Genomic DNA, 23,999 nt, shown 5'->3' with positions numbered 1-23,999 from the left:
CCTCCCGCGTGTCCTGTCGAGACGAACGAACCAGATTCCACCGATGTTCCAAGGGATCCGGTCACGAAGCGGTAGCAGGCGGGAACACGGTGTTCGGCACGTGGAGAGCGCGGCGGGGGTACCCGTGAGCCCCCGCCGCGCCCACGAAAAGCTAGAAGTGGAGCCCCTCCGCGTACGCCGCGAAGGCGAAGGTCTCCTCCACGGATCCGGGCCGCGGTACCGCGTCGGCGTCCCAGCCGAGGTCCCGGTCCCGCAGGACTTGCTCGATCAGCGGGTGCCACCGCTGATCGAGCACTTTCAACGCCCACAGCAGGGCGCCGCGCTTCGACTCCACCTCTCCGGTCCGGATGGTGTAGAGCGTGCGGCAGTACGTCGAGACGATGTAGCGCTGCGTCCAGGCGTTCCCCATCGGCGCCCACTCCCGGATGCCGGTCAGCACGTGCGGCAACTCGGCCCGCATCGACGAGCGCAGGGCGGAAGCAGGCACCTCGTCGACCAGCGATGTGATCGGCGGGCCGTCGAGCACGATGCCGTGGTGGCGCAGGATCCAGCGGGCGTGCGGGTTGTTGCAGTGCAGATCCCACTCCAACGTCCGCGTGCCGTGGTCGTTGAACAGCCACGGCACCCCTAGGCCGGCGATGGAGCGCAACGACTCGACGTCGGCGTACGAGCCCTCGATCTCCGTCGACCAGCGGCCCGGACGCTGGGGGATCTCGTCGTGCAACCGCCGCAACCCGGTTTCGCGGTCACCGGACGGCGGCTCGGTGCAGGCGACGATGAAGTCGCAGTCGCTGTGGACGTCACCGGCACCCAGGGCGAACGAACCCTGGACGTACGTGCCGACGTAGGTGGGGCCGAGGATCTCGCGGACCGCGGAGACCAGGTCGGCGAGCAGGGCGTTCAGGTCGGAAAAGGGTGTGAACAAGGCAGACTCCCGTGAACCCGTGGCCGGCGGAGGGGGAACGGGCGCGGCGGAGGAGGCGGCCCAGGACACAGGGGGCGGCTCGCTGCACCGGGGTGCGGCGGGGCGACCACCCCGGTCGGGGCAGGTGCGCCGGGCTCAGCCGCGCCTAAGCGCGACGGGTCCGGTCGGTGGCGTTGCAGCCGCAGGCGTTCACCGGGCCACGGTAGCCGGGCAACGGCCACCCGGTCAGGCGATTTTGCCCAGCACCACGTCCAGCACCAGCACGGCGCCGGCCTTGTCCAGCGGGTCGTTGCCGTTGCCGCACTTCGGCGACTGCACGCACGACGGGCAGCCCATCGGGCACGAGCACGCGCTGATCGCCGCTCTCGTCGCCGTCAGCCAGGCCCGCAACGCCGAGTGCCCGCGGTCCGCGAAGCCCGCGCCACCGGGGTGGCCGTCGTGCACGAACACCGTCGGCATCCCCGTGTCCGGGTGCGCCGCCGTCGACACGCCGCCGATGTCCCACCTGTCGCACGTCGCGAACAGCGGCAGCAGACCGATCGCCGCGTGCTCGGCGGCGTGCAGGGCGCCGGGGATCCGCTTGGCCTCCACACCGGCGTCGAACAGGAGCGACTCGTCGACGGAGTACCAGACAGCGCGGGTCCGCAGCGTCTGCTCCGGCAGGTTGAGCGGGATCTGGTCGAGCACCACCCCGGACGGCAGCCGCCGCAGGTAGCCGACGACCTGGGTCGTCACCTCCACCTCGCCGAGCGACACCGACACCCCGTCGAACTCGGCGCGTTCGACCTCGCGCACCACGGTGATGTCCACGCAGTCGCGCGGCTGCGTCGTCCACTCCGGGTCTTCGCGGTGGACCATCGCGAGGCCGCTGTCCAGGTCGAGCTCGTCGACCACGTACGCGCGCCCCTGGTGCAGGTAGACCGCACCGGGATGCACCTGCCAGCAGGCCGATCCGGGGTCGACCGTGCCGAGCATCCGGCCGGAGTCGGCCTCCACGACGGCCACCTGCTCGCCGCCGGAGCCGCGGATGTCCACCCCGGCGTGCGGGCGGTCGTGCGACGCCCAGTACCAGCCCGCAGGGCGCTTGCGCAGCAGTTTCTCCGCCACCAGCTCCTCGAGGACGGACTGCGCGAGCGGTCCGCCGAAGTCGTCCAGGCAGGACTGCGTCAGCGGCATCTCCGACGCGGCGCACGCCAGCTGCGGGCCCAGCACGTACGGGTTCAGCGGGTCCAGGACCGTCGCCTCGACCGGCCTGTCGAGCACCGCGGACGGGTTGTGCACCAGGTACGTGTCCAACGGGTCGTCGCGCGCGACGAACACCACCAGCGCGCTGTCCCCCGACCTGCCGGCCCGGCCCGCCTGCTGCCAGAACGACGCCAGCGTGCCGGGGAAACCGGCCACCACCACCGCGTCCAGCCCGGCGATGTCGACGCCGAGCTCCAGCGCGTTCGTGGTCGCGACGCCGAGCAGATCGCCCGTGGTCAGGGCTTTCTCGAGCGCCCGCCGCTCCTCCGGCAGGAACCCGCCCCGGTACGCGGCCACCCGCGACGGCAGCTCGCTGTCCACTTCGGACAGGATCCGCCGGGTGCCGATCGCGGTCAGCTCCGCACCGCGGCGCGAGCGCACGAACGCGAGCGACCGCGCGCCCTCCACCACCAGGTCCGCGAGGATCCGCGACGTCTCCGCGCCCGCCGACCGCCGGACGGGAGCACCGTTCTCACCTTCCAAAGAGGTCAGCGGGGGTTCCCACAACGCGACCGTGCGCGACGCGCGGGGCGAAAAGTCGTTTACGACAGCGGAAACCGGCACGCCCAGCAATCGTTCGGCGGACCCGGAAGGATCAGCCACAGTGGCCGATGCGAGAACGAACACCGGATCCGCGCCGTATTTCCGCGCGACCCTCCGCAACCGCCGCATCAACAACGCCACGTGCGAACCGAAAACACCTCGGTAGGAATGGCACTCGTCGATCACCACGTACTTCAGCCGGCGGAAGAAGCGCAACCATTTCGGGTGCTGCGGGAGGATTCCGCGGTGCAGCATGTCCGGGTTGGTGAAGACCCAGTTGGCGTGCGCCTTGACCCAGTCGCGTTCGGCCATCGGGGTGTCGCCGTCGTAGGCCGACGCGCGCACGCCCTCGATCCCCAGCTCGCCCAGCGACCGGAGCTGGTCCGCGCCAAGGGCTTTGGTCGGCGACAGGTACAGCGCGGTGGCCCTCGTGTCCGCCAAAAGAGTGGAAAGCACGGGCAACTGGTAGGCGAGCGACTTGCCCGACGCCGTGCCCGTCGCGAGCACCACGTGCTGCCCCGACCACGCCAGCGACGCGGCCTCCACCTGGTGCCGCCACGGCTCCCGCACCCCCGTCCCGACGAACGCCTCGACGACCGGGGGAGCTGTCCACGCAGGCCACTCGACGTGGTCTGCCTGCCGCAACGGCAGATCCCGCGCGTGCGTGAGGGGTGACTCCCCGGCGGGCACTCCCGCCAGCACGCGGTCCAGCAACCGGCGTCCCTGATCCACCACGAGGCCGAGCTTCGCACACACCACCGACAGTCCCGGCCGGGCAGAGCTCGACTTCCTGCGCGGATAACGGTGTGTGCACGGATCGGGACGTTTCGTCGCCTCGTTGCGACCACCCCCTAGACTCCCCGCTCATCGCATCCAATGAGGGATGCGTCACATCGCGCTGGGCGGCCGGTCTGCCTCGGCGCTGCACATGGCAACTCACCAGGAGGACGGATGTCCCGGCATTTCCTCGCGGAGGGCCTAGAGCTCTCCGGGGGTGATCGCGGCGTCGTAGCCGTGGTCGCCGTGGTCGCCCTGGCTGCTCTCGCCGTCGGGTACGTGCTGCTCAAGGAGGTGCTGGCCGCGGGCCAGGGCACCGACAAGATGCAGGACATCGCCAAGGCGGTTCAGGAGGGCGCAGCGGCTTACCTCAACCGGCAGTTCCGCACGCTCGGCATCTTTGTCGTGATCGTGTTCGTGCTGCTGTTCGCGCTACCGGCGGATGATTTGGGCGAACGAATCGGCCGATCATTGTTCTTCATCGTCGGTGCCGCGTTCTCGGCGACCATCGGCTACCTGGGCATGTGGTTGTCCACGCGCGCCAACGTGCGTGTCGCCGCCGCCGCGAACGAAGAAGGCGGTCGCGAAAAGGCGACGCGCATCGCGTTCCGCACCGGCGGCGTGGTCGGCATGACCACGGTCGGCCTCGGTCTCTTCGGTGCGGCGCTCGTCGTGCTCGTCTACGCGGGCCAGGCCCCGAAGGTCCTCGAGGGCTTCGGTTTCGGTGCGGCACTGCTCGCGATGTTCATGCGCGTCGGCGGTGGCATCTTCACCAAGGCCGCCGACGTCGGCGCCGACCTGGTCGGCAAGGTCGAACAGGGCATCCCCGAGGACGACCCCCGCAACGCCGCCACCATCGCGGACAACGTGGGCGACAACGTCGGTGACTGCGCCGGCATGGCCGCCGACCTCTTCGAGTCCTACGCCGTGACGCTGGTCGCGTCGCTGATCCTCGGCACCGCGGCGTTCGGCGTGCAGGGCCTGCTGTTCCCGCTGATCGTGCCCGCGATCGGTGTGCTCACCGCGGTCATCGGCGTGTACACGACGAGGGCGAAGGCGGGCGAGAGCGGCCTGGCGGCCATCAACCGCTCCTTCTACATCTCCGCGGTCATCTCCGCGGTGCTGTGCACCATCGCGGCGTTCGCCTACCTGCCGAGCTCCTTCGCTGACCTCAACGGCATCAGCGACGCGGTCAAGGCCACCAGCGGCAACCCGGCGCTGATCGCGTCCGTCGCGGTGATCATCGGCATCGTGCTGGCGGGCGTCATCCTCTGGCTGACCGGCTACTACACGGGCACCGACCACAAGCCGGTCAAGGAGGTCGGCGAGACCTCGCTGACCGGTGCGGCCACGGTCATCCTGTCCGGCATCTCGGTCGGTTTCGAGTCGGCCGTCTACACCGCGCTGGTCATCGGTGCCGCCGTGTACGGCGCGTTCCTGCTGTCCGGTTCGGTCATCGTCGCGCTGTTCGCGATCGCGCTCGCCGGTTGTGGTCTGCTCACGACCGTCGGCGTCATCGTCGCGATGGACACCTTCGGCCCGGTCTCCGACAACGCGCAGGGCATCGCCGAGATGTCCGGTGACGTGCACGGCGAGGGCGCGCAGATCCTCACCGAGCTCGACGCGGTCGGCAACACCACCAAGGCCATCACCAAGGGCATCGCGATCGCCACGGCCGTGCTCGCCGCGACGGCGCTGTTCGGCTCGTACCAGGACGCGATCACCCAGGCGATCGCCAAGGTCGGCAACCTCACGGGCGACCTGCCCGTGTCGTTCAGCAACCTGGTGTTCAGCCCGAACGTGCTCGTCGGCGTCGTCATCGGCGCGGCCGTCGTCTTCATGTTCTCGGGCCTCGCGATCAACGCCGTGACGCGCGCCGCCGGTGCCATCGTGTTCGAGGTGCGCCGCCAGTTCCGCGACAACCCCGGCATCATGGACTACTCGGTGAAGCCGGAGTACGGCCGCGTCGTCGACATCTGCACCAGGGACTCGCTGCGCGAGCTCGCGACCCCCGGTCTGATGGCCGTGCTCGCCCCGGTCGCCGTCGGCTTCGGCCTCGGTGTCGGCCCGCTGGCCGGGTACCTCGCCGGTGCGATCGCGACCGGCACGCTCATGGCGGTCTTCCTGGCCAACTCCGGTGGTGCCTGGGACAACGCCAAGAAGCTGGTCGAGGACGGCAACCACGGCGGCAAGGGCTCCGAGGCCCACGCCGCGACGGTCATCGGCGACACCGTCGGCGACCCGTTCAAGGACACCGCGGGCCCGGCCATCAACCCGCTGATCAAGGTCATGAACCTGGTCTCGGTGCTGATCGCGCCCGCCATCGTCACCTTCTCCATCGGTGACGACGCGTCCGACCCGATCCGCATCGCGATCGCCGTCGTCGCGGCACTGATCATCGTCGGTGCGGTGGTCGTGTCGAAGCGCCGTGGCACGGTGATCACGGACACCCCCGCGGAGACCGTGCGCAACGGCGCCGCATAGGCCCATCACCCCCGGCCGGGGTACGTTCGGGTATTCCCCGACGTACCCCGACCGAGGAGTCACGACATGAGGCGCAGCCTCGTCGCCACTGCCGCTGTTGCCGCCCTCGCGCTGGCCGGGTGCACCAACGGCGGCAACTCCGGCACCACAACGACGCCCACCAGCGGCGCGGTCAGCCCCGAGACAGTCGCCTACATGGACAAGGTCTGCGGCGCCGCGTCCGAGTTCGCCAAGGTGGAGAAGACCGCCCCCAAGCTCGACGGCGGCGACTCCGCCAAGCTCAAGGCCGAGATGGCCGCCTACATGGGCCAGCTCGCCGACGCCTTCACCAAGTCCGCGGAGGGCCTGAAGAACGTCGGCCCGTCGCCCGTCGCGGGCGGCGACGAGGCCGTCACCAAGATGTCGGAGACCTTCACCTCGCTCGGCGCCGTCTTCACCGACGCCAAGACCAAGGTCGAGCAGGCCGACGCCAACAACGCCACCGGAGGCCTCCAGGCCGCGGGAGAGGCCATCGCCAAGCTCTCCGAGCTCGCCGACCCGCTGCGCGACCTCCAGGGCGTCCCCGAGCTGCAGAAGGCCACGCAGACGGCGCCGAAGTGCCAGGAGATGCAGCGCCTCAACCTCACGCCGACGAGTTGAGCAAGGCCGTTCGGAGTAACTTCCGCCCCATGCGTCGCAGAGTCATCGCACTTCTCACCGGCTGCCTGCTCGCGGTCACCGCGTGCAGCACCGGAGGTTCGTCCACGTCTTCCGCACCGACCGCCAGCGAGGCGGACGTGGTCGCGTGGATGGACAAGGTCTGCGGTGCCGTCGACGGCACCGTGAAGTCCCTGTCCGACGAGCCCCCGATCGACATGAGCGACCCGTCGAAGCTCAAGACGGGCATGTCGGAGTGGCTCGGCACGAAGGTCGCCGCGGTCGACAGGTCGATCTCGGACCTCAAGGGGCTGGAGAACGGCCCGCATCCGAGGTCGAAGGAGCTGGCGACCGCCGCCCAGGAGGGCATGGGCCAGATCAAGGTCCTGCTCGCGGACACGAAGTCGAAGCTCGACTCGGCCACCGACGAGACCCAGGCCGTGACCGCCTTCACCGAGATGGCCTCGAAGGCCGGTGAGCTCGAGAAGGCGGGTGCCGGCGTGCAGAGGAAGTTCGACGAGACGGGCCTCGCCACGGCCGCGCGGAAGGCTCCCGGCTGCAAGGGCCTGCAGGCCTCCCCGCCCACCCCCTGACAAGCGGAAACCCCGGCTGATCGGATCGCCCGAACGTGTACTGTTCGGCGTCCGATCAGCTTTTTCTGGGGGTTTTCCACCATGAACGCACGTTTGTCGCTCGTCACCGCCTGCGCGGGCGTCGCCCTGGTCGTCACCGGGTGCGGTGGCGGCGCGGCTCCGGCGTCGCAGGGCAGCAGCGCGCCCGCGACCACCACGACGACGACCCAGTCGGCCGCCGACCCGGTCAAGTGGGCCGGCGCGTTCTGCAGCGGCACCACGCCGGTGCTGACGGGCGCGGTCGAGCTCATCACCGTCGTCGCCGCCAACGCCGAGAACCCGCCGGCGATCAAGGAGGGCATGCTCAAGCTGCTCGACACCGGCGGCAAGGCCATGGCCGACACGGAGAAGAAGCTCAAGGACGTCGGAGCGCCCGGCCCGGAGCACCAGGCCATGCACGACGAGCTGGTCAAGATGTTCGGCGAAGGCTCCAAGGAGTACGTGACCGTCCGCGAGCAGATCAGCAAGATCGACGCCAACGCGCCCGACTTCATGGCCCAGGTCGAGAAGATCGGTGGCGACTCCGCGGACCCGTCGAAGCTCTCGGACCAGATCAAGAAGCTCGACGCCGACCCGAAGCTCAAGGACGCCGTCAAGAACGCGCCGGAGTGCACCGAGATGCGCACCAAGCTCGGGAAGATCATCGGTCAGTGAGACCGTTCTCGCTGGTGGCGGCCGTGCTGAGCACGGCCGCCCTCGCTTCCTGCGGCACGTCGCCGCCCGCCCCGGTCCAGCAGGCAGCACCCGCGACCACGACGACGCCGGACGTTCCCGGCGCCGACTGAAGGCGTGGTTCGAGGCCTACTGCGGTCCGATGGGCGTCTCCGCGGCCGCGTCGCGCGAGCTGCGGGGCATCGCCGGAGCCGGTCCGGCCGCGGCCAAGGACGCCGTGGTGCGGTGGGTCTCGCTGGCGTCGACGACGCACCGCAAGATCGCGACCGACATCCAGGGGCTGGGTGCCCTGGGCTCCGACGTGCAGAGCCTGCAGGACAGGCTGGTCCGGGAGCTGAACACCGACGCGGACGGCTTCGGCCGGGTGGCCGCGCGGCTGGCGGCCCTCCCGGCGGACGGCGCGTTCCTGGAGCGCTACGAACAGTCCGTCGCCGTGGAGATGGGCAACGCGGGCGAACAGGTCACCGCGTTGTTCGAGCAGATCGCGACCACCCCGAAGTACGCCGAGGCGTTCCGCGCGAACGAGGTGTGCTCGAACTGGCAGGGCCTGGCCCGAGCAAAATAGGCCTCATGAGGACGCGCCTGATCGCAGCCGCGCTGGTCGGCACAGCCGTGCTGACCGGCGCCTGCGGTTCCGACGAGGACAAGCCGCTCACCGAGGCCCAGGGCCGGTGGGTCGACACCTTCTGCGGCGGCCTGCTGCCCGGCATCAGGGCGGGCAGGGAGCTGCAGGCGCAGGACCCGGCCGACCCGGCGGCGGTCAAGGCGGCCTACCTGGAGCTCATCACCGAGAACGCCACCGCGCTCGCCGCGGCCGAGAAGCGGCTCGGCGAGCTCGGGCCGCCCTCGGACGAGCTGAAGGCCGTCCACGAACGGCTGACGAAGTACTTCAGCGAGTCGGCGCGGTCCTACGAGGCGGCGAAAGCGCCGGTGACGGCCCTGGAGCCGGACGCGCGGTTCTGGGAAGGCGCCGAGAAGGTGCTCGCGGACACCTCCCAGGTCAGCAGTCCGGAAGAGCTGCGGGCGACCTTCGACACGTTGGAGAAGTCGCCCAAGTACTCGGCGGCGGTGAGCAAATCCGCACCGTGCGGCGAGCTGAAGGACTCCGGGCAGCGGTGATCGCTCGACCGGCGTAGTCCCAAGCGCACCACTGGTCACAGTCGAACGTCTGTTCTACCCTGTGGGCCGTGGTTGGGCAGCTGTCCTTCTTCTCGGCCGAGGCACGCACCCCGGCCAAGGCGGACCTCGCCGGCTTCCTCTGCGGGCCGGGGCAGGCCGTCAGCTTCGCGCGCGGCACGGCGGCCCGCGTGTACGTGGAGCTGCGCGACGAGTGGCGCCACGGGCCGCTCAAGCAGGCGTGCGCCGAGCGCGACGTCACCACGGAGCTGTGCGTCAACGAGGAGGGCACGCGGTTCGTCCGCACCCCGTTCCGCACCGACCTCACCGGACTGGCCGCCCGCTGGCTGGACGGCTCCGTCAAGCAGGTGCCCGCCGACTTCGAGCTCAACGGCGCGGTGCTCCGCGTCTGGGCGCTCGCCGCGGGCTGCTGGGTGGAATCCGCCTACCTGCTCGGTTTGGACCCCAACGCACCCCAGACACACCTACCGTTGCAAAATGCGCTGCTCGCGTCCGGACTTCCGTGCACCCTGGTAGGGGCACCCGCGTTGCGGGTGACCGGCCGGCGACGGCTGGCGCGGCTCGCTGAGCTGGTCGGAAGCCCTCCGCAGGGAGTGGCGATGAGCACCTGGCCGGCGGCCTGAGGCGGGCGGTCCGGCAAGGTTGTGTCACTCTGTCACGTCGTACAGGCGTCGCGGACACACGACGGATGGTGTGCTTTTCGGCCGGCGCTGGGCAACACTGGCGGGCCTGGGAACCGGGTTTGGAAGAGAGCGGGACGGCGAGTGGCTGGATCGACACGGACGAAAAAGAGCAGCGGAGGCGGGGGCAGCACCCGACGACTGGTGATCGTCGAGTCGCCCACGAAGGCGCGCAAGATCGCCTCGTACCTCGGCAGCAACTTCGTCGTGGAGTCCTCCAGGGGACACATCCGGGACCTGCCGCGCGGTGCCGCCGACGTCCCCGCGAAGTACAAGGGCCAGGCCTGGGCCAGGCTCGGCGTGGACGTCGACCACGACTTCGAGCCCCTCTACGTGGTCTCCGCCGACAAGAAGTCGCTGGTCACCGAGCTCAAGGAAGCGTTGAAGGACGTCGACGAGCTCTACCTCGCGACAGACGGTGACCGCGAGGGCGAGGCCATCGCCTGGCACCTCCTCGAGACGCTCAAGCCCAAGGTCCCGGTCCGCCGGATGGTGTTCCACGAGATCACCGAGTCCGCGATCCAGGCCGCCGCAGCCAACCCCCGCGACCTCGACCAGGACCTGGTCGACGCCCAGGAGACCCGTCGCATCCTCGACCGCCTCTACGGCTACGAGGTCAGCCCGGTGCTGTGGAAGAAGGTCATGCCGAAGCTCTCGGCAGGCCGTGTGCAGTCCGTGGCGACGCGTCTGGTCGTGGAGCGCGAACGAGAGCGGATGAAGTTCGTCTCGGCGAGCTACTGGGACATCTCCGCGCAGATGGACGCCGGTGAGGACGCCACGCCGCGCCAGTTCGGCGCACGGCTCGTGGCCGTCGACGGCACCCGTCTCGCCACGGGCCGCGACTTCGGCTCCGACGGCAAGCTGACCGGCAGGACCGACGTGGTCGTGCTGGACGAGGCGCAGGCCAGGGCCATCGCGACCGGGCTGGAGAACGCGCCGGTCAAGGTCTCCTCCGTCGAGGAGAAGCCGTACACGCGCAAGCCGTACGCGCCGTTCATGACCTCGACGCTGCAGCAGGAGGCGGGCCGCAAGCTGCGGTTCTCCGCCGACCGCACGATGCGCACGGCGCAGAAGCTGTACGAGAACGGCTACATCACCTACATGCGCACCGACAGCACGACGCTGTCGGAGACGGCGATCAACGCGGCCCGCACGCAGGCCACGGACCTGTACGGCGCGCAGTACGTCGCGGACAAGCCGCGCCAGTACACGCGCAAGGTCAAGAACGCGCAGGAGGCGCACGAGGCGATCCGGCCGGCCGGAGAGGTCTTCCGCACGCCCGGTCAGGTGGCCTCCGAGCTCGACTCCGACGAGTTCAAGCTCTACGAGATGGTCTGGCAGCGCACGATCGCGTCCCAGATGGCCGACGCGCGGGGCAACACGACCAGCATCCGCATCCAGGGGCGTGCCGCGACGGGCCAGGAGGTCACGTTCGCCGCGTCCGGCCGCACGATCACGTTCGCCGGCTTCCTCAAGGCCTACGTCGAGACGGTCGACGCGGAGGCCGGCGGCGAGTCCGACGACGCCGAGTCGCGCCTCCCGCTGCTGGTCAAGGACCAGGACCTGACGATCGCGGAGCTGTCCGCGGACGGTCACACCACCTCGCCGCCCTCGCGCTACACCGAGCCGTCGCTGATCAAGACGATGGAGGAGCTCGGCATCGGCCGTCCCTCCACGTACTCGTCGATCATCAGCACCATCCAGGACCGCGGCTACGTGTGGAAGAAGGGCGCCGCGCTGGTCCCGTCCTGGGTGGCGTTCGCCGTGGTCGGGCTGCTGGAGCAGCACTTCGGCCGCCTGGTCGACTACGACTTCACCGCCGCCCTCGAGGACGAGCTGGACGGCATCGCCGCGGGTCGTCAGGGCCGCACGACGTGGCTGTCCGGGTTCTACTTCGGCGGCAGCATCGGTCCCGACGGCTCGATCGGCCGCTCCGGTGGCCTGAAGAAGCTGGTCGGCACGGGTGTCGAGGACATCGACCCGCGCGAGATCAACTCGATCCCGCTGTTCAGCGACTCCGAGGGCCGCACGGTCGTCGTGCGCGTCGGCCGCTTCGGGCCGTACCTGGAGCGCGAGGTCGACGGCACCGCCCAGCGCGCGAACGTGCAGGACGACCTGGCGCCGGACGAGCTGTCCGCGGAGATCGCCGAGAAGCTCTTCTCGACGCCGCAGGAGGGTCGTTCGCTCGGCACCGACCCGGTCTCGGGCAACGAGATCGTGGCCAAGGAGGGCCGCTTCGGCCCGTACGTGACCGAAGTGCTGCCCGAGCCGGCCGAGAACGGCACGTCGAAGGCGAAGGCGCCGAAGCCGCGCACCGGCTCGCTGTTCAAGTCGATGTCGCTGGACACGGTGACGCTGGACGACGCGCTCAAGCTGCTCTCGCTGCCGCGCGTGGTCGGCAAGGACCCGGAGACGGGTGCCGAGATCACCGCGCAGAACGGCCGCTACGGCCCGTACCTGAAGAAGGGCACGGACTCGCGGTCGCTGGCCGACGAGGCCCAGATCTTCACCGTCACGCTCGAAGAGGCGTTGAAGATCTACGCCGAGCCGAAGAAGCGCGGCCGGGCGGCCGCCGCGCCGCCGTTGCGCGAGCTGGGCAACGACCCGGTGTCCGGCAAGCCGATGGTGATCAAGGAGGGCCGCTTCGGCCCGTACGTCACCGACGGCGAGGCGAACGCGTCGCTGCGCAAGTCGGACAGCGTCGAGACGATCACCGACGAGCGCGCGGCCGAGCTGCTGGCCGAGAAGCGCGCCAAGGGGCCGGTCAAGAAGAAGGCCCCGGCCAAGAAGGCCACCGCGGCGAAGAAGCCCGCGGCCAAGAAGGCGCCGGCGAAGTCCAAGAGCTGAGCTGACGGAGGTGGCGGTGCCGAGTTCCGACTTCGGTCCCGACGGGACGCAGGCCCCGCCGCCTCCCCGGCTGTTCCCCGACCCGCTGGCCGGGCTCGTGACGGCGGGCGGCCGGGTCGCTCCGCAGTGGACGTCTCCCAGCTCACGTGTGGTGGTGCCGACACCTCCCGCGCCCGCCGAGGCGGTGCGGGAGGCCCTGCACGCCCAGATGCGGCAGGAACAGCGCCGGCCGCGCGCCCCGCGTCCGCAGCCGCGGGAACAGCAGCAGCAGTTCGTGCCCCAGCAGTACCTCCAGGCGGCGCAAACACCTGCGCCGCACCAACAGCAGCCCACTCAGCAGGCCAGCGGCGTGGCCACGTTCCTCGGCTGCCTGGTCGTGATCGGGTTCTTCGTGCTCGTCCTGCTCGGCGTCCTCGGAGCGATCTTCAGCTAGTAGTGCTGTGAGTCCGGCATCCTGACTCACCACATCCGGTTACGCTGATCGCACGGGAGTGGGCGATTAGGGGTGACTGAAATTCAGGACGCGGACACACCGGTGACCGAGGCAGGCCAGGCAGGGCAGGCCCAGTCCAGCGTGTCCACGGTCCACCGGCTTCGATCGGTGCTCGCCATTCGCCCGTTCCGGCGACTGTGGCTCGTCACCTATTTGTGCAGTGTTGGTGACTGGCTGTCACTGCTCGCGTTGACCGGTCTGGTCTCCACGATGATGAAGAGCTACGAGTGGCAGTCGTTCGCGCTGCCGCTGGTCGTGCTCACCCAGCTGCTGCCCGGTATCCTCTTCGCGCCCATCGGCGGCGTGCTCGCGGACAAGTTCGACCGCCGCAAGGTCATGGTGGTCTGCGACGTCCTGCGCGGCTCGCTGTTCATCTCGATCGCGCTGGTCGGCTCGCCGATCTGGCTCTTCGTCGCGAACTTCCTGGTCGGCTGCTGCGCGATGCTGTGGATCCCGGCCAAGGAGTCGGCGGTGCCGAACCTGCTGCGCCGCCCGGACCAGGTGGAGTCGGCGAACCAGCTCGGCCTGGTGATGACCTACGGCATCTCCACGATCAGCGGCTTCGGCCTGTACTCGCTGATCTCGGGCATCCCCGGCTACCTGAACCTGCAGGGCGGGAACCTGGAGTTCACCGTCGCGACGATCGCGGTGGTGATCAACGGCCTGCTGTACTTCACCTCGGCGGTCCTGGTCGCGACCCGCCTGCCGGAGCTGTCCGGCCGCATCTCGGCGAACCGCAGGAAGGACGAGGACAAGCCCGGGTTCATCGCGATGTTCCGCGAAGGCCTGAAGTTCGCCGGCAAGACGCCACTGGTCCGCGGCCTGCTCATCGGCATGATCGGCGCGTTCGCCGCGGCCGGTGCCGTGATCGGCACGGCCAAGCTGTACGCGTTGTCGCTGCTCGGCGGCGCCTCGACGTTCGGGCTGCTGTTCGTGGCCGTGTTCCTCGGACTCGCGGTCGGCATGGCGACGGCACCGCGGCTGGCCCAGCGCCTCGCCTACAACCGCCTGTTCGGCGTCACGATCGTGCTCGCCGGCATCTCGCTCGCGCTGGTCGCGCTGGCTCCGCACCTGTGGATCGCGCTGCTGACGGTGGCGCTGGTCGGCGCGTGCGCGGGCGTTGCGTTCCTGACGGGCCTCACGATCGTGGGCTCGCAGGTGCAGGACGACATGCGCGGCCGCACGGTCGCGCTGATCCAGACGTTGCTGAAGGTCGTGCTGTTCGGTGCGTCGGGCGGCGCGCCGCTGCTGCTCACGTTGCTGCAGAAGCGGCAGATCAGCGTGTTCGGCCACCCGATGGAGGTCGACGCGAGCCGTCCGGTGATGCTCGGCGGTGCCGTGATCGCCATCGTGCTGGGTCTCGTCGCGTACCGGCAGATGGACGACCGCCGCGAGGAGCGGGTGCTGTCGTCGCTGTTCGCGGCCATCCGCGGCCGCCGGCACACCAAGGGCCTGCTGATCGCCGTCGAGGGCGACACCCGCGAGGACACGTCGGTGCAGGCCCGCCGCCTGGCCGCCGTGTTGCGCGCCGAGGGCCTCGACGTCCTGCTGGCCGCCGACCCCGAACACGACGAACGCCGCCTGCGCACGATGCTGTCCTCCGCGGAGCTGGCAGGCGTGCGAGCCCAAGCGCTCGTAGCCGCCGCCGTCCGCGCCGATGTCGTCGAACGGCAGGTGCGCCCGGCGTTGGAAGAAGGCTCCGTCGTCGTGATGGAGCGCTACGTCGACTCGCCGCTGGCCCACTTCACCGCCACGAGCTCGCTGGAGCACCAGGAGCTCGAAGGCCTGGTGGACTGGGCGACGGGCCGCCTGCGCCCCGACCTGACGATCCTGCTGGACCGCCCGGTCTCCGACGGCAAGAGGCTCGGCCCGGAGCACCACTGGCGCGTCCAGCGGCTGCTGAGCGAGATGGCCGCCTCCGACCCGGACCGCTACGTCGTGGTCGAGGCCGACGGCGACGCCGACGAGGTGGCCGACCGGGTCCGTTCCGCCGTCGTGCCGCTGCTCGCGACCCGCAAGCGCGCGGTCCCCGAAGCCGCGGTCTGACCCACCGCTGGAAGACTGCACCCATGAGCGTGTGGGACGAGGTGGTCGGCCAGCCCGACGCGGTGGCAACGCTGTCCGCGGCCGCCGAAGCCGCCGCCGCGATCGTCGCGGGCGGCACTCCGGCACCCGGCGTGATGACGCACGCCTGGCTCTTCACCGGCCCGCCCGGCTCCGGCCGCTCGTCCACCGCCCGCGCCTTCGCCGGGGCCCTGGAGTGCGTGGTGAACGACGACCGCCCCGGCTGCGGCGAGTGCACCGGCTGCCGGACGACGTTGCACGGCACCCACGCCGACGTGCGCGTGGTGGCGCCCGAGGGGTTGTCGATCTCGGTGGCCGAGATGCGGTCCCTGGTCCAGATCTCCGCCCGCCGGCCCACGTCGGGGCGGTGGCAGGTCGTGATCATCGAGGACGCCGACCGGTTGACCGAAGGTGCCGCCAACGCCCTGCTGAAGGCAGTCGAGGAGCCGCCGGAGCGGACGGTGTTCCTGCTGTGCGCGCCGTCGGACCACCCCGACGACGTGTCGGTGACCATCCGGTCCCGCTGTCGGCTGGTGTCCTTGGGATCCCCTCGGCCCGCGGCCATCGCCTCGGCGCTGGAAGCCGTGGACGGGGTTTCACCGGAGATGGCCCAGTGGGCTGCTTCGGTGTGCGGCGGGCACGTGGGGCGGGCTCGGCGGCTGGCCGCGGACGAGCAGTCCCGGGCCCGGCGTGAGGCCGTGCTGCGGATTCCCTTGGCGCTGCGGCGTCCTGGGGACGTCTTCACCTGCGCCGATGAGTTGATCAAGGCTGCCGAGGAGGACGCGTCCACTGCCAACGAGACTCGCGACGAGGCGGAGCGGGAGGCGTTGGAGACCGCGATGGGGGCCGGTGGCACCGGCAAGGGGACCGCTGCCGCCACTCGTGGGGCCAAGGGAGCGTTGAAGGACCTGGAGAAGCGCCAGAAGTCCCGGGCCACCCGGACTCAGCGCGACTCGCTGGACATGGCTCTGGTCGACCTGGCCGGGTTCTACCGGGACGCCCTGGTGGTGAAGACCGGGTCCGAGGCCGCGTTGATGCACCCGGACCGGGCCGGGGACTCCCGGACCGCTGCCGCTCAGTGGTCCTCGGAGTCGATACTGCGGCGGCTGGAGGCGGTCCTGGCTTGCCGGGAGGCCATCGAGGTCAACGTCAAGCCTCGGATCGCCGTGGAGGCGATGGTGACCACGTTGCACCGTGGGTGAGGTCTGCCTTGGGCCGTAGGTGGTCGCTACTCGACCTCGGGTGCTTTGGCCCGGGGACGACGCCTGGCGGGTAGCGCCGCGAAGATGACGACGCCGGCCAGCAGGAGTCCGGTGCCGGTCCAGAACAGCGGGATCGACTGGTACGCGGCGTTCGTGTAGGCCAGCGGCGGTGCTCCCTTGGGTGGCGCGGCCGGTGCGCCGGGTGGCGCGGGCACGGTCGTCTGCGGTGGTTGCGACGTTCCGCAGATCACGCCGCCCTGTGGCGCCGCTGCCCGCACGATCTGCTCGCCCAGCGAGATCTGCGCGAGCGCCGAGGGCAGGTTCGGCAGCTTCAGCTTGTCCGTCGGCAGGAGTTGGACGTCGAGCATCCTGGCCGTCGCGCCGAGCTGGAAGCCGCTGAAGCCGTTGCCCGAGAAGCTTTCCTTCTTCTCGTTGAGGCCCGCGATCCGCAGCTTGACCACGACCAGGTCCAGCAGCAGCGGGACGTCGAGCGCGGGGTGCGCGGCGTCGAGCGTGCCGAGGTCCTCGCCGTTCCGGCTGACCTTCAGCACCGGTGCCGTGTAGGTGATCTTCGAGGTCTTCTCGTCCCCGGTCGCCGTGGCCGTGAGCGTCGGCGGGCTGACCACGTCGATCTCGATGCCGCCCGCCAGCTCCACGCTGACCGCCCGCATCGTCGACGTCGACTCGACCGCCTTGGTCGCGCTGCCGGGCAGGTCGACCAGCCGGACCTGCGAGGTCGCCTCGAACGTGTCCTGGACGCTCACCAGGCTCGCCTTCGCGGGAAGTGGCACCTCGGCCGGCAGCGCGCTGAGGACCTCGAGCCCCGCCAGCGACGTCCTGGCCGTGGCCAGCGGGGTGACGCACGGCCCGAGCTTCTCGTCCCACCGCGCGTGCACGCTGCCGTTGAGCACCCGCACCCTGCCGAGCGGCGTCTCCGGGATCGGCAACCCTCCGGTCGTGGGCCGCGGGTTGTCCGGGATCGCCGTCTGCACGAGCGTGCCCGGCGACTGCGGCGACCGCCCCGCCACCGCGAAGCCGAACGGGTTCGCCTGCGTCACGACCTTCTCGGTGGCCAGGAACGCCTCGGTGTTGACCTGCGCGCTCGCCAGCCCCAGCCCGAACTCCGTCACCGACTGCCTGGGCAGCTGGTCCCCGAACCCGGGGAGGATCGTGCTCGTCGGCACCCCCTGCGGCCCGAGCCGCACGACGCTCAGCCCGGTTCCCGCGTCACCGACGGCGTGCGCGAGCGGCTGGGGCCCGTTCGGCGCGGACGCCGGCGGCTGGTTCGGATCCCGAGGTCCCGGCACCGGTGTGGTCGGAGGCTGGGCGAGGGCGGGCGCCGTGGCGAGCGCGAGCACCAAGCCGGCCAACGGCACGGACAACGAACGGCGCATGGACCTCTCCTCGGACCTAGGAGGTGGTGACGTCGATCACGGTCCGTACAACGAACAGGGCCCCCGTGAGTAACGCGCTTGCGGGTCGGTTATAGTTATCGCGTCTCGCCGCCTTAGCTCAGTCGGCCAGAGCGGCTCACTCGTAATGAGCAGGTCATCGGTTCGATTCCGATAGGCGGCTCGGTGAGACGGAAGGGCCAGGTCACTCCGGTGACCTGGCCCTTCTGCTTTGTCCGGCGCTTACGCTGGCGCCATGGCTGTGATGCACGTGAGGAACGGTTCTTCGAGGTGGCTCGTCGTCTGGCTGGAGCCCCGGGGTGAGGACCGCTGGCTCGAACGTGGTGACATGTTGTGCATCCGCACGGACAACAACGGCGAGAGCCTCGGTTTCGACGTCGAGTACCACGCGAACGACGAGGAGCGTGCCGACGGGATCGAGAACCTGACGATCTACGTCGAGAACTGCTCGTACGACGTCGACGTCACCGACGAAGATGGCAACTTCGTGGAGTGCGGGCACAAGCGGCCCGAAGAAATCGACCGGAAGTGGACGGCTCGGCGGGTCGCGGCGGAGGAGGAGCTCAACCGCACGTCGTGAGTGCCTGCTCCAGGGCGGAACGCTCAGCCGGCGCGACCGAGAGGCCGTAGGCGGCCTTCACCGTCACGTAGATCCGCCCGTACGAGCACGCGTACCCGGCGTTGGGCGGCATCCACTCGTCGGGCGTCTTGTCGCCTTTGGACTGGTTGACCTTTCCCGACACCGCCATGAGGTTGCGCAGGTCGTTGGCCGCGGCGAGGCGCTGTTCGGGCGCCCACCTGGCGGCACCGCTGCGCCACATCTCGGCCAGCGGCACCACGTGGTCGATCTGGATCTTCGAGGTGCCGGTGACCTGCGTGCCGGTGTACGGGTCGTCGAGGGTGCCGGACTGGACGCCGCAGCGGCCCGGTTTGCGCTCCACGCCGGTCAGGTCGCGGGCCAGCACCTGGCTCCGCTGGTCGCAGCCGTCGCCGTCGGTGTCGAACCACGGCTGCCCGAAGACGCACGCCTTGCCGTTGTCGCAGTCGCGGACGTAGCCGTCGAGGCGGCCAGGTGTGGCCACCGGCAGTGCCGCGAGAGAAGTGCGGGCAGTCACGGCGTCCAGGGTTCCTGCGGGCACCCTGTCGACCTGCGGGGCGGAGGCCGACGGCAGGGGCAACGCGGAACAGCCGGTCAACAGGACGATCAGCAGCAACCAGCGCATGCCGGTGGCATACCCGCTACAAAGGTCGTGATGGCCGCTCAACGGCGTAACTCCTGGGGGACGGATGTCGGACGTCAACGCGTTGGCTGACCGCCTTTTCGACGCGATCCTCGACCGCTACCCGGTCGACGCGAGCCTCATGGGCTTCGGCCGCGACGACGGGTTGTTGGTGGACCACAGCACCGAGGGGGAGCGCATCTACCTCGGCCGGCTGCGGGAAATCGCCGCGGCGGCGCGCAGCACCGACCCGGAGACGTTGTCCGACCGGCTCACCCTGGGGATCGTGCTTCACGAGGTGCGCACGCAGACCGACGCCGTCGAGAGCAGGCAGCTCGAGTTCGGGATCAGCGCGAACATCCGCACCGCCGTTCCCTCCACGCTGGCCTTCCTGCCGAGGCTGCCCGTCGACACGCCCGAACGGCGAGCCGGGTACCTGCAGCGGATGCGCGGGCTCGGCGCGTTCTTCGACACGATGGCCGAACGTCACCGGCAGGGGTTCGCGGACGGCCTCACACCGGTGAGGCACCTGGTGGAGCAGGCGGTCGAGCTGCTGGACGGCCATCTCGGCAACCTCGGTGCCTTCGACGTGGTCGGCGGTGGCGGTGAGATCGCCAGGCCGGCCCTCGAGCGCTACCGGGACTTCTTGCTGGAAGAGGCGCTGCCGTGCGGGCGGGGTACCGAACGTGCCGGGCTGTGCTGGTTGCCGAACGGCGGCGACGTCTACCGCAAGGCGATCCGCGCGCACACGACCGAAGACCTGGATCCCGGCGAACTGCACGCGATCGGCCTCGGGATGGTCGAGGACCTCAATAAGGAGTTCGCGCGGTACGGCGACGACGTGTTCGACCGCATCCGCACCGATCCCGCGTTCCGGCACACCAGCGGCGCGGACGTGCTCGACGCCGCACGCAGGGCCGTCGCGAAGGCGGAAGCCGTTGCGCCGCAATGGTTCCGCACCACACCCGCTGCGGCGTGCGCGATCAGGGAGGCTCCGCCTGCGGTGCCCGCGCACGTGCCGCCGCACTACTTCCCGGCCGCGGAGGACGGCAGCAGGCCCGGCACCTACTTCGTCAACACCAAGGAACCCGGCAGCCGGCTCCGCATCAAGGACGAGGCCACGGCGTACCACGAGGCCGTGCCGGGGCACCACTTCGAACACTCCAAGGCCGCGCTGCTCGAAGGGGTTCCCTTCGTGCGGCGGAAGGCGCCGATCAGCGTGTTCGGCGAGGGCTGGGCGCTGTACTGCGAACGCCTGGCCGACGAAATGGGCCTGTACGGCAGCGACGAGTCGAGGCTCGGCATGCTTACCATGGACGCGATGCGCGCCGGTCGGCTCGTCGTCGACACCGGCCTGCACGCCCTGGGGTGGAGTCGCCGGCACGCCGTCGGCTACCTGGTCGAGAACACCCCCGTCGGGCTCGCGCAGATCGAGTCCGAGGTGGACCGCTACCTCGGTGAACCGGGGCAGGCGCTCGCGTACGCGGTGGGGCGCCTCAAGTTCCAGGAGTTGCGCAGGAAAGCAGAAGCCGCGGGCGAGGACGTCCGCGACTTCCACGAGGTCGTGCTCAGCCAGGGCAGGCTGACGCTCGCGTTGCTGGAGGAGGTCGTCGACGGGTGGCTCGCAGGTCGTCGTGCGTGAAAGTCGTTGTGGCCGTTGCGGTCCTGCTCGTCACCGCCTGCTCGGGTGAGCCCGAGCCGCCACCCAGGGAGCTGCCGCCCGCCGGCGGGCAGCTCGACTACCAGCTCGGCGGCACCTACCAGCCGGACGTGCCGGTCAAGATCGTCGTGCGCGACCGCACCACGTTCGCGGACGGCAAGCGCTACAACATCTGCTACCTCAACGCTTTGCAGACGCAGCCCGAGAAGATGGAGGGCGGCCTCGACTGGTGGCGGCAGCACCACGCCGACCTGCTGGTGAAGAAGGCCGACGGCGAGGTGGTGATCGACCCGGAGTGGCAGGAGGGCGTCCTCGACATCTCCACCGACGACAAGCGCCGCAGGATCCTGGAGATCCAGAAGAAGTGGATCAAGGGTTGCAAGACGGCCATGTTCAAGGGCGTGGAGCCGGACAACCTCGACTCCTACCAGCGCTCCGAAGGGGCGTTCGACCTCAACGCCACCAAGGCTTTCATGAAGGACTTCGTGCGGTACGCGCACGAGCAGGGGCTTGCCGTGGCGCAGAAGAACGTCGCCGAGCTCGGCACCGCCGGCAAGCAGGAGATCGGCTTCGACTTCGCGATCACCGAGGACTGCCAGGCCCTCGGTGAGTGCGGGGCCTACGCCGAGGCGTTCGGCGACGCCTTCTTCCAGATCGAGTACACCGACGAGGGCTTCAGGAAGTCGTGCGCCGATCGCGGCGGACGGGTCTCGATCATCCGCCGCGACAGGAACGTGGTGCCGTACGGGCACGACGACTACGTCTACGAGGTCTGCCCGCCCACGATCTGAGCCAGGAACGCCTGCCACCTCGCGGCCTCGCCGGTGGCGTCGCCGAAGACGTGGTGGCCGACGGCGTTGGTGCCGTGGAAGCGATAAAGACCGTCGGGGCCGCGCACGCCGAGGAAGTTGTGCGCGTCGTGGCGGACGAGGTAGTCGACGACCCCGTTGACGCCGAACGGCTTCAGCGTCACCTCGTCGCCGACCTCGGCGTCGCGCGGGACGCCGAGCGCGTCGAGCAGCACCGGCCAGTTGTCGGCGCCCTCCGGCTGCTCCGGCCACTGCGCGAAGACGTACGCGCCGGGCCGGCCCGCGAAGTGCTCGACGTACTGGCCCAGCGTGAAGAGGTACATGTCCCAGCCCTTCGACTGCTGGTCGACGAACTCGTCGCCCCAGCCGTCCGCCAGGATCCCGCTGTGCACGAACCGCAGGACGGTCGTGCCCTGGTCGCGGCCCTCGACCAGGAACTCCATGGCGTGGAACGTGCCGTCCTCGCCCTTGGCGCTTTCGTGGGCGAGGTGCTTGCCCGGCTCCCAGGCGGTGATCGTCGAGGCCTCCTGGAAGAAGCCCATGTCGAGCGACATGCGGCCGCCCAGCCGTCCGTCGACGGTGTGCGGACCCATGAACCACGAGTCGATGCCCGGTCCGGTCGCGATGGCGTCCCACACCTGCTCCGGGGTTCCGGCGACCTCGACTTCCTTCTGGATCTCGAACTCGCGGGTCACGACTCGTCCTCCTTGGCAGCGTTCACGCTCGGGTGCAGGGCGACGACGACTCGGTGCGGACGCCCTCCTTCTGTCTGCTCGTCGTGGTACTTCGCGACCAGCTGGGCCATGAAGCCGGCCAGTTCCTCGGCGAAGGCCGCGCGGTCCGCGGCGCTCGCGAACCGGACCTCGCCGTCAAGCGCGAACGTCGCCAGCCGCTTCTTCGCCCTGGTCGCGCCCGTGATCAACGTGCCGACGTCGCGCACCAGCCTCGCCGAGACGGCCAGCAGCCACCGCGCGGACAACCGGTCGGGTGACCGCGCCGGGTCGGGCTGCACGGCCGCGAGCGCGGCCGGGGAGATCACGTAGGACGCCGCGGTCGCCTGCAGCAGGCGCTCGTTGACGTTGCCCTTGCGCCGTTCCTCGACGAGCTCCACCAGGCCGTGCTGCTCCAGGGTGCGCAGGTGGTAGTTCACCTTCTGCCTGGGCAGGCCGACCCTCGCGGCGAGCATCGTCGCCGATCCGGGCTCCACCAGCTCCGCGAGCAGTCTCGCCCGCACGGGGTCCAGCGACACCTCGGCCGCGGACGGGTCCTCGATCACCGCCACTTCGAACATGCCGCCAGCGTCACACCGAAAACAAAATTAGTCAAGAACCGAGTTGCTGTCGGTGACTTTGCTCCACCCGGGTGGCTTTGGACCCGGTAACGTAAGCGGTGTCTCGATTGGTCGTTGCACGTTCGCAACCCCTGAGGAGACGACATGCTCACGATGCTGTTCCTGACCCTGCTGGCGCTACCGTTCGCCCTGACCGCCGCGAACGTCGGAAGACGCAGGTGGATCCGCAAGCGCGGCGTCGCCAGAGTGCGCGCCGGGCTCGACACCTTCCACGCCGAGCTGGCACGGTGCGGGCTGAGTCACTTCTCCGGGCGCTGAACCGCGCCCGACGACGGCGAAACCCTGGTCACGACGTCGCCGTAGCGGTCCAGCAGCGCGGCCGTGACGGTCTCCGGGGTCCCCAGGACGCAGAACTCGGACAGCACCTCGTCCGTGATCAGCTCGCTCATCCGCGCCCACTGCTGCCGCCGTGACATGCGGTGCAGCTCCTCGTGCAGCGCGCCCCAGCCGTGCAGGTCCAGCACCGGCCGGTACGCGGGCGTCGACCCGTAGAACGCGATCTGCCGCTTGACCCCGGCGACCTCCTCGTCGCTGGTCGCGGTGAACACCGGGCCGCTGATCTCGAAGCCCTCCAGCGTCTTCCCGGCCTTCGCGCGACCTCGTCCGAGCGCCGGCAGCGTCACCTCGCGCAGGTACCGCTCGGTCGTGAAGTTGTGGCACAGGAAGCCGTCCGCGACCTCGCCCGCCACCTCGGTCATCAGCTCGCCGACGCCGGCGAGGTAGATCGGCGCCGTGCCGTGCGGGTTCGGGCCTGGGTCGAAGAACGGCGTCATGAGCGTGTGCCGGTAGAACTCGCCGCGGAACGCCAGCCGCTCGCCGGTCTCCCACGCGTGCCAGATCGCGCGGATCGCCAGCACGAACTCCCGCATGCGCGCGGCCGGTTTGCTCCACGGCATGGAGAAGCGCTTGGTGATGTGGGCTTCGACCTGCGAGCCCAGTCCGAGGTTGAACCTGCCGCCCGACAACAGCCGCAGGTCGTTCGCCGTGGTCGCGACGGTCATCGGGTTGCGCGCGAACGCCACCGCGATCGCCGTGCCCAGCTCGATCCGCTCCGTCGCCGCGGCGGCGCCGGACAGCGCGAGGAACGGGTCGTGCTTGGTCTCGGCGAGCCAGAACCCGTCGTAGCCCTGGTCCTCCGCCCGCTTCGCGATGGCCCCGGCGTCCGCGGGGGTGTACTCGACGGCACTGCTGTCCAGCTTCATGCCGGAGA

Annotated in this window: 23 protein-coding genes and 1 tRNA gene; 17 read left to right on the top strand and 7 right to left on the bottom strand. The window is 70.1% G+C overall.

The genetic code is table 11. The features are described from left to right. Positions 1–151: 151 nt before the first annotated feature. Both BLQ91_RS15865 and BLQ91_RS15860 read right to left on the bottom strand, forming a co-directional pair. On the bottom strand, positions 152–925 hold the full coding sequence (locus BLQ91_RS15865; RefSeq protein ID WP_090097583.1) for an aminoglycoside adenylyltransferase domain-containing protein: 774 nt from the start codon (positions 923–925) through the stop codon (positions 152–154). 225 nt (positions 926–1,150) lie between these two features. Next, a complete protein-coding gene (locus BLQ91_RS15860) occupies positions 1,151–3,448 on the bottom strand; it encodes a DEAD/DEAH box helicase (RefSeq protein ID WP_245733452.1) in 2,298 nt (765 codons plus the stop codon). A 216-nt stretch (positions 3,449–3,664) separates the two neighbouring features. Here BLQ91_RS15860 and BLQ91_RS15855 point away from each other — a divergent pair, with 216 nt between their 5' ends. The 12 genes from BLQ91_RS15855 (at position 3,665) to BLQ91_RS15805 (ending at position 16,337) form a co-directional block, all read left to right on the top strand. After that, positions 3,665–5,974 carry a sodium-translocating pyrophosphatase gene (locus tag BLQ91_RS15855; protein WP_090097581.1) on the top strand — a complete coding sequence of 770 codons (2,310 nt, stop codon included), beginning with the start codon at positions 3,665–3,667 and terminating at the stop codon, positions 5,972–5,974. Between the two features lie 66 nt (positions 5,975–6,040). Further along, positions 6,041–6,613 carry a hypothetical protein gene (locus tag BLQ91_RS15850; protein ID WP_090097580.1) on the top strand — a complete coding sequence of 191 codons (573 nt, stop codon included), beginning with the start codon at positions 6,041–6,043 and terminating at the stop codon, positions 6,611–6,613. A 29-nt stretch (positions 6,614–6,642) separates the two neighbouring features. Beyond that, on the top strand, positions 6,643–7,203 hold the full coding sequence (locus tag BLQ91_RS15845; RefSeq protein ID WP_090097579.1) for a hypothetical protein: 561 nt from the start codon (positions 6,643–6,645) through the stop codon (positions 7,201–7,203). Between the two features lie 81 nt (positions 7,204–7,284). Then, complete coding sequence (locus tag BLQ91_RS15840) at positions 7,285–7,896, top strand: hypothetical protein (protein ID WP_090097578.1); 612 nt, start codon at positions 7,285–7,287, stop codon at positions 7,894–7,896. Next, entirely contained in the window at positions 7,893–8,027 is a 135-nt protein-coding gene (locus tag BLQ91_RS43350; protein ID WP_281199485.1) for a hypothetical protein, read from the top strand. The genes BLQ91_RS15840 and BLQ91_RS43350 overlap by 4 nt, the downstream gene beginning before the upstream one ends. A gap of 29 nt (positions 8,028–8,056) precedes the next feature. After that, positions 8,057–8,479, top strand: a complete 423-nt coding sequence (locus tag BLQ91_RS15835) for a hypothetical protein (RefSeq protein ID WP_090097577.1) — start codon at positions 8,057–8,059, stop codon at positions 8,477–8,479. A 5-nt stretch (positions 8,480–8,484) separates the two neighbouring features. Continuing rightward, a complete protein-coding gene (locus BLQ91_RS15830; RefSeq protein ID WP_090097576.1) occupies positions 8,485–9,033 on the top strand; it encodes a hypothetical protein in 549 nt (182 codons plus the stop codon). Between the two features lie 68 nt (positions 9,034–9,101). Then, positions 9,102–9,674 (top strand): hypothetical protein, encoded by a 573-nt coding sequence (locus BLQ91_RS15825; RefSeq protein WP_090097575.1) that lies wholly within the window; start codon positions 9,102–9,104, stop codon positions 9,672–9,674. Between the two features lie 141 nt (positions 9,675–9,815). Beyond that, positions 9,816–12,578 carry a type I DNA topoisomerase gene (gene topA / locus BLQ91_RS15820; protein ID WP_090097574.1) on the top strand — a complete coding sequence of 921 codons (2,763 nt, stop codon included), beginning with the start codon at positions 9,816–9,818 and terminating at the stop codon, positions 12,576–12,578. Positions 12,579–12,594: 16 nt separating this feature from the next. Then, positions 12,595–13,011, top strand: a complete 417-nt coding sequence (locus tag BLQ91_RS15815; RefSeq protein WP_143022664.1) for a hypothetical protein — start codon at positions 12,595–12,597, stop codon at positions 13,009–13,011. A gap of 72 nt (positions 13,012–13,083) precedes the next feature. Next, the gene (locus tag BLQ91_RS15810; protein WP_090097572.1) at positions 13,084–15,117 is read left to right on the top strand and encodes a bifunctional MFS transporter/dTMP kinase; all 2,034 of its coding nucleotides are present in this window, start codon (positions 13,084–13,086) and stop codon (positions 15,115–15,117) included. A gap of 23 nt (positions 15,118–15,140) precedes the next feature. Beyond that, positions 15,141–16,337 carry a DNA polymerase III subunit delta' gene (locus BLQ91_RS15805; RefSeq protein ID WP_090097571.1) on the top strand — a complete coding sequence of 399 codons (1,197 nt, stop codon included), beginning with the start codon at positions 15,141–15,143 and terminating at the stop codon, positions 16,335–16,337. Between the two features lie 26 nt (positions 16,338–16,363). Here BLQ91_RS15805 and BLQ91_RS15800 read toward each other — a convergent pair whose 3' ends face one another. Next, the gene (locus BLQ91_RS15800; protein WP_090097570.1) at positions 16,364–17,731 is read right to left on the bottom strand and encodes a hypothetical protein; all 1,368 of its coding nucleotides are present in this window, start codon (positions 17,729–17,731) and stop codon (positions 16,364–16,366) included. A 107-nt stretch (positions 17,732–17,838) separates the two neighbouring features. On the opposite strand from BLQ91_RS15800, the gene BLQ91_RS15795 reads away from it, so the two are divergent. Both BLQ91_RS15795 and BLQ91_RS15790 read left to right on the top strand, forming a co-directional pair. Continuing rightward, positions 17,839–17,912, top strand: a tRNA-Thr gene (locus BLQ91_RS15795). A gap of 72 nt (positions 17,913–17,984) precedes the next feature. After that, on the top strand, positions 17,985–18,329 hold the full coding sequence (locus BLQ91_RS15790; protein ID WP_090097569.1) for a hypothetical protein: 345 nt from the start codon (positions 17,985–17,987) through the stop codon (positions 18,327–18,329). On the opposite strand, the gene BLQ91_RS15785 is transcribed toward BLQ91_RS15790, so the two are convergent. Next, the gene (locus BLQ91_RS15785; protein WP_090097568.1) at positions 18,313–18,972 is read right to left on the bottom strand and encodes an HNH endonuclease family protein; all 660 of its coding nucleotides are present in this window, start codon (positions 18,970–18,972) and stop codon (positions 18,313–18,315) included. The two genes, BLQ91_RS15790 and BLQ91_RS15785, sit on opposite strands and share 17 nt — an antisense overlap. Before the next feature lie 64 nt (positions 18,973–19,036). On the opposite strand from BLQ91_RS15785, the gene BLQ91_RS15780 reads away from it, so the two are divergent. Continuing rightward, positions 19,037–20,611: a DUF885 domain-containing protein gene (locus BLQ91_RS15780; RefSeq protein WP_090097567.1), complete on the top strand. Its 1,575-nt coding sequence runs from the start codon at positions 19,037–19,039 to the stop codon at positions 20,609–20,611. Then, a complete protein-coding gene (locus BLQ91_RS15775; protein WP_176959768.1) occupies positions 20,608–21,420 on the top strand; it encodes an endo alpha-1,4 polygalactosaminidase in 813 nt (270 codons plus the stop codon). Before BLQ91_RS15780 ends, BLQ91_RS15775 begins: the two co-directional genes overlap by 4 nt. Here the strand turns inward: BLQ91_RS15775 and BLQ91_RS15770 are convergent. Both BLQ91_RS15770 and BLQ91_RS15765 read right to left on the bottom strand, forming a co-directional pair. Beyond that, positions 21,393–22,133 carry an SRPBCC family protein gene (locus BLQ91_RS15770; RefSeq protein ID WP_090097565.1) on the bottom strand — a complete coding sequence of 247 codons (741 nt, stop codon included), beginning with the start codon at positions 22,131–22,133 and terminating at the stop codon, positions 21,393–21,395. The two genes, BLQ91_RS15775 and BLQ91_RS15770, sit on opposite strands and share 28 nt — an antisense overlap. Next, the gene (locus tag BLQ91_RS15765) at positions 22,130–22,729 is read right to left on the bottom strand and encodes an ArsR/SmtB family transcription factor (protein ID WP_090097564.1); all 600 of its coding nucleotides are present in this window, start codon (positions 22,727–22,729) and stop codon (positions 22,130–22,132) included. Before BLQ91_RS15765 ends, BLQ91_RS15770 begins: the two co-directional genes overlap by 4 nt. Before the next feature lie 144 nt (positions 22,730–22,873). On the opposite strand from BLQ91_RS15765, the gene BLQ91_RS41350 reads away from it, so the two are divergent. After that, the gene (locus tag BLQ91_RS41350) at positions 22,874–23,047 is read left to right on the top strand and encodes a hypothetical protein (protein WP_176959767.1); all 174 of its coding nucleotides are present in this window, start codon (positions 22,874–22,876) and stop codon (positions 23,045–23,047) included. Here the strand turns inward: BLQ91_RS41350 and BLQ91_RS15760 are convergent. Next, entirely contained in the window at positions 23,029–23,991 is a 963-nt protein-coding gene (locus BLQ91_RS15760) for a TIGR03617 family F420-dependent LLM class oxidoreductase (protein WP_090097563.1), read from the bottom strand. The two genes, BLQ91_RS41350 and BLQ91_RS15760, sit on opposite strands and share 19 nt — an antisense overlap. Between the last annotated feature and the right edge of the window lie 8 nt (positions 23,992–23,999).

The organism is Lentzea jiangxiensis (genome assembly GCF_900104175.1).
In the GTDB taxonomy this organism is placed as follows: Bacteria; Actinomycetota; Actinomycetes; order Mycobacteriales; family Pseudonocardiaceae; genus Lentzea; species Lentzea jiangxiensis.
The sequence above is the reverse complement of the archived record's forward strand: the minus strand, read 5'-3'. Positions and strand labels throughout refer to the sequence as shown.

Coding starts and splice junctions, on each gene's coding strand:
- BLQ91_RS15830 (WP_090097576.1), top strand. CDS start 8,485: ATGAGGACGCGCCTGATCGCAGCCGCGCTGGTCGGCACAGCCGTGCTG.
- BLQ91_RS15840 (WP_090097578.1), top strand. CDS start 7,285: ATGAACGCACGTTTGTCGCTCGTCACCGCCTGCGCGGGCGTCGCCCTG.
- BLQ91_RS15855 (WP_090097581.1), top strand. CDS start 3,665: ATGTCCCGGCATTTCCTCGCGGAGGGCCTAGAGCTCTCCGGGGGTGAT.
- BLQ91_RS15790 (WP_090097569.1), top strand. CDS start 17,985: ATGGCTGTGATGCACGTGAGGAACGGTTCTTCGAGGTGGCTCGTCGTC.
- BLQ91_RS15765 (WP_090097564.1), bottom strand. CDS start 22,729: ATGTTCGAAGTGGCGGTGATCGAGGACCCGTCCGCGGCCGAGGTGTCG.
- BLQ91_RS15835 (WP_090097577.1), top strand. CDS start 8,057: ATGGGCGTCTCCGCGGCCGCGTCGCGCGAGCTGCGGGGCATCGCCGGA.
- BLQ91_RS15845 (WP_090097579.1), top strand. CDS start 6,643: ATGCGTCGCAGAGTCATCGCACTTCTCACCGGCTGCCTGCTCGCGGTC.
- BLQ91_RS15805 (WP_090097571.1), top strand. CDS start 15,141: ATGAGCGTGTGGGACGAGGTGGTCGGCCAGCCCGACGCGGTGGCAACG.
- BLQ91_RS15760 (WP_090097563.1), bottom strand. CDS start 23,991: ATGAAGCTGGACAGCAGTGCCGTCGAGTACACCCCCGCGGACGCCGGG.
- BLQ91_RS15850 (WP_090097580.1), top strand. CDS start 6,041: ATGAGGCGCAGCCTCGTCGCCACTGCCGCTGTTGCCGCCCTCGCGCTG.
- BLQ91_RS41350 (WP_176959767.1), top strand. CDS start 22,874: ATGCTCACGATGCTGTTCCTGACCCTGCTGGCGCTACCGTTCGCCCTG.
- BLQ91_RS15800 (WP_090097570.1), bottom strand. CDS start 17,731: ATGCGCCGTTCGTTGTCCGTGCCGTTGGCCGGCTTGGTGCTCGCGCTC.
- BLQ91_RS15785 (WP_090097568.1), bottom strand. CDS start 18,972: ATGCGCTGGTTGCTGCTGATCGTCCTGTTGACCGGCTGTTCCGCGTTG.
- BLQ91_RS15780 (WP_090097567.1), top strand. CDS start 19,037: ATGTCGGACGTCAACGCGTTGGCTGACCGCCTTTTCGACGCGATCCTC.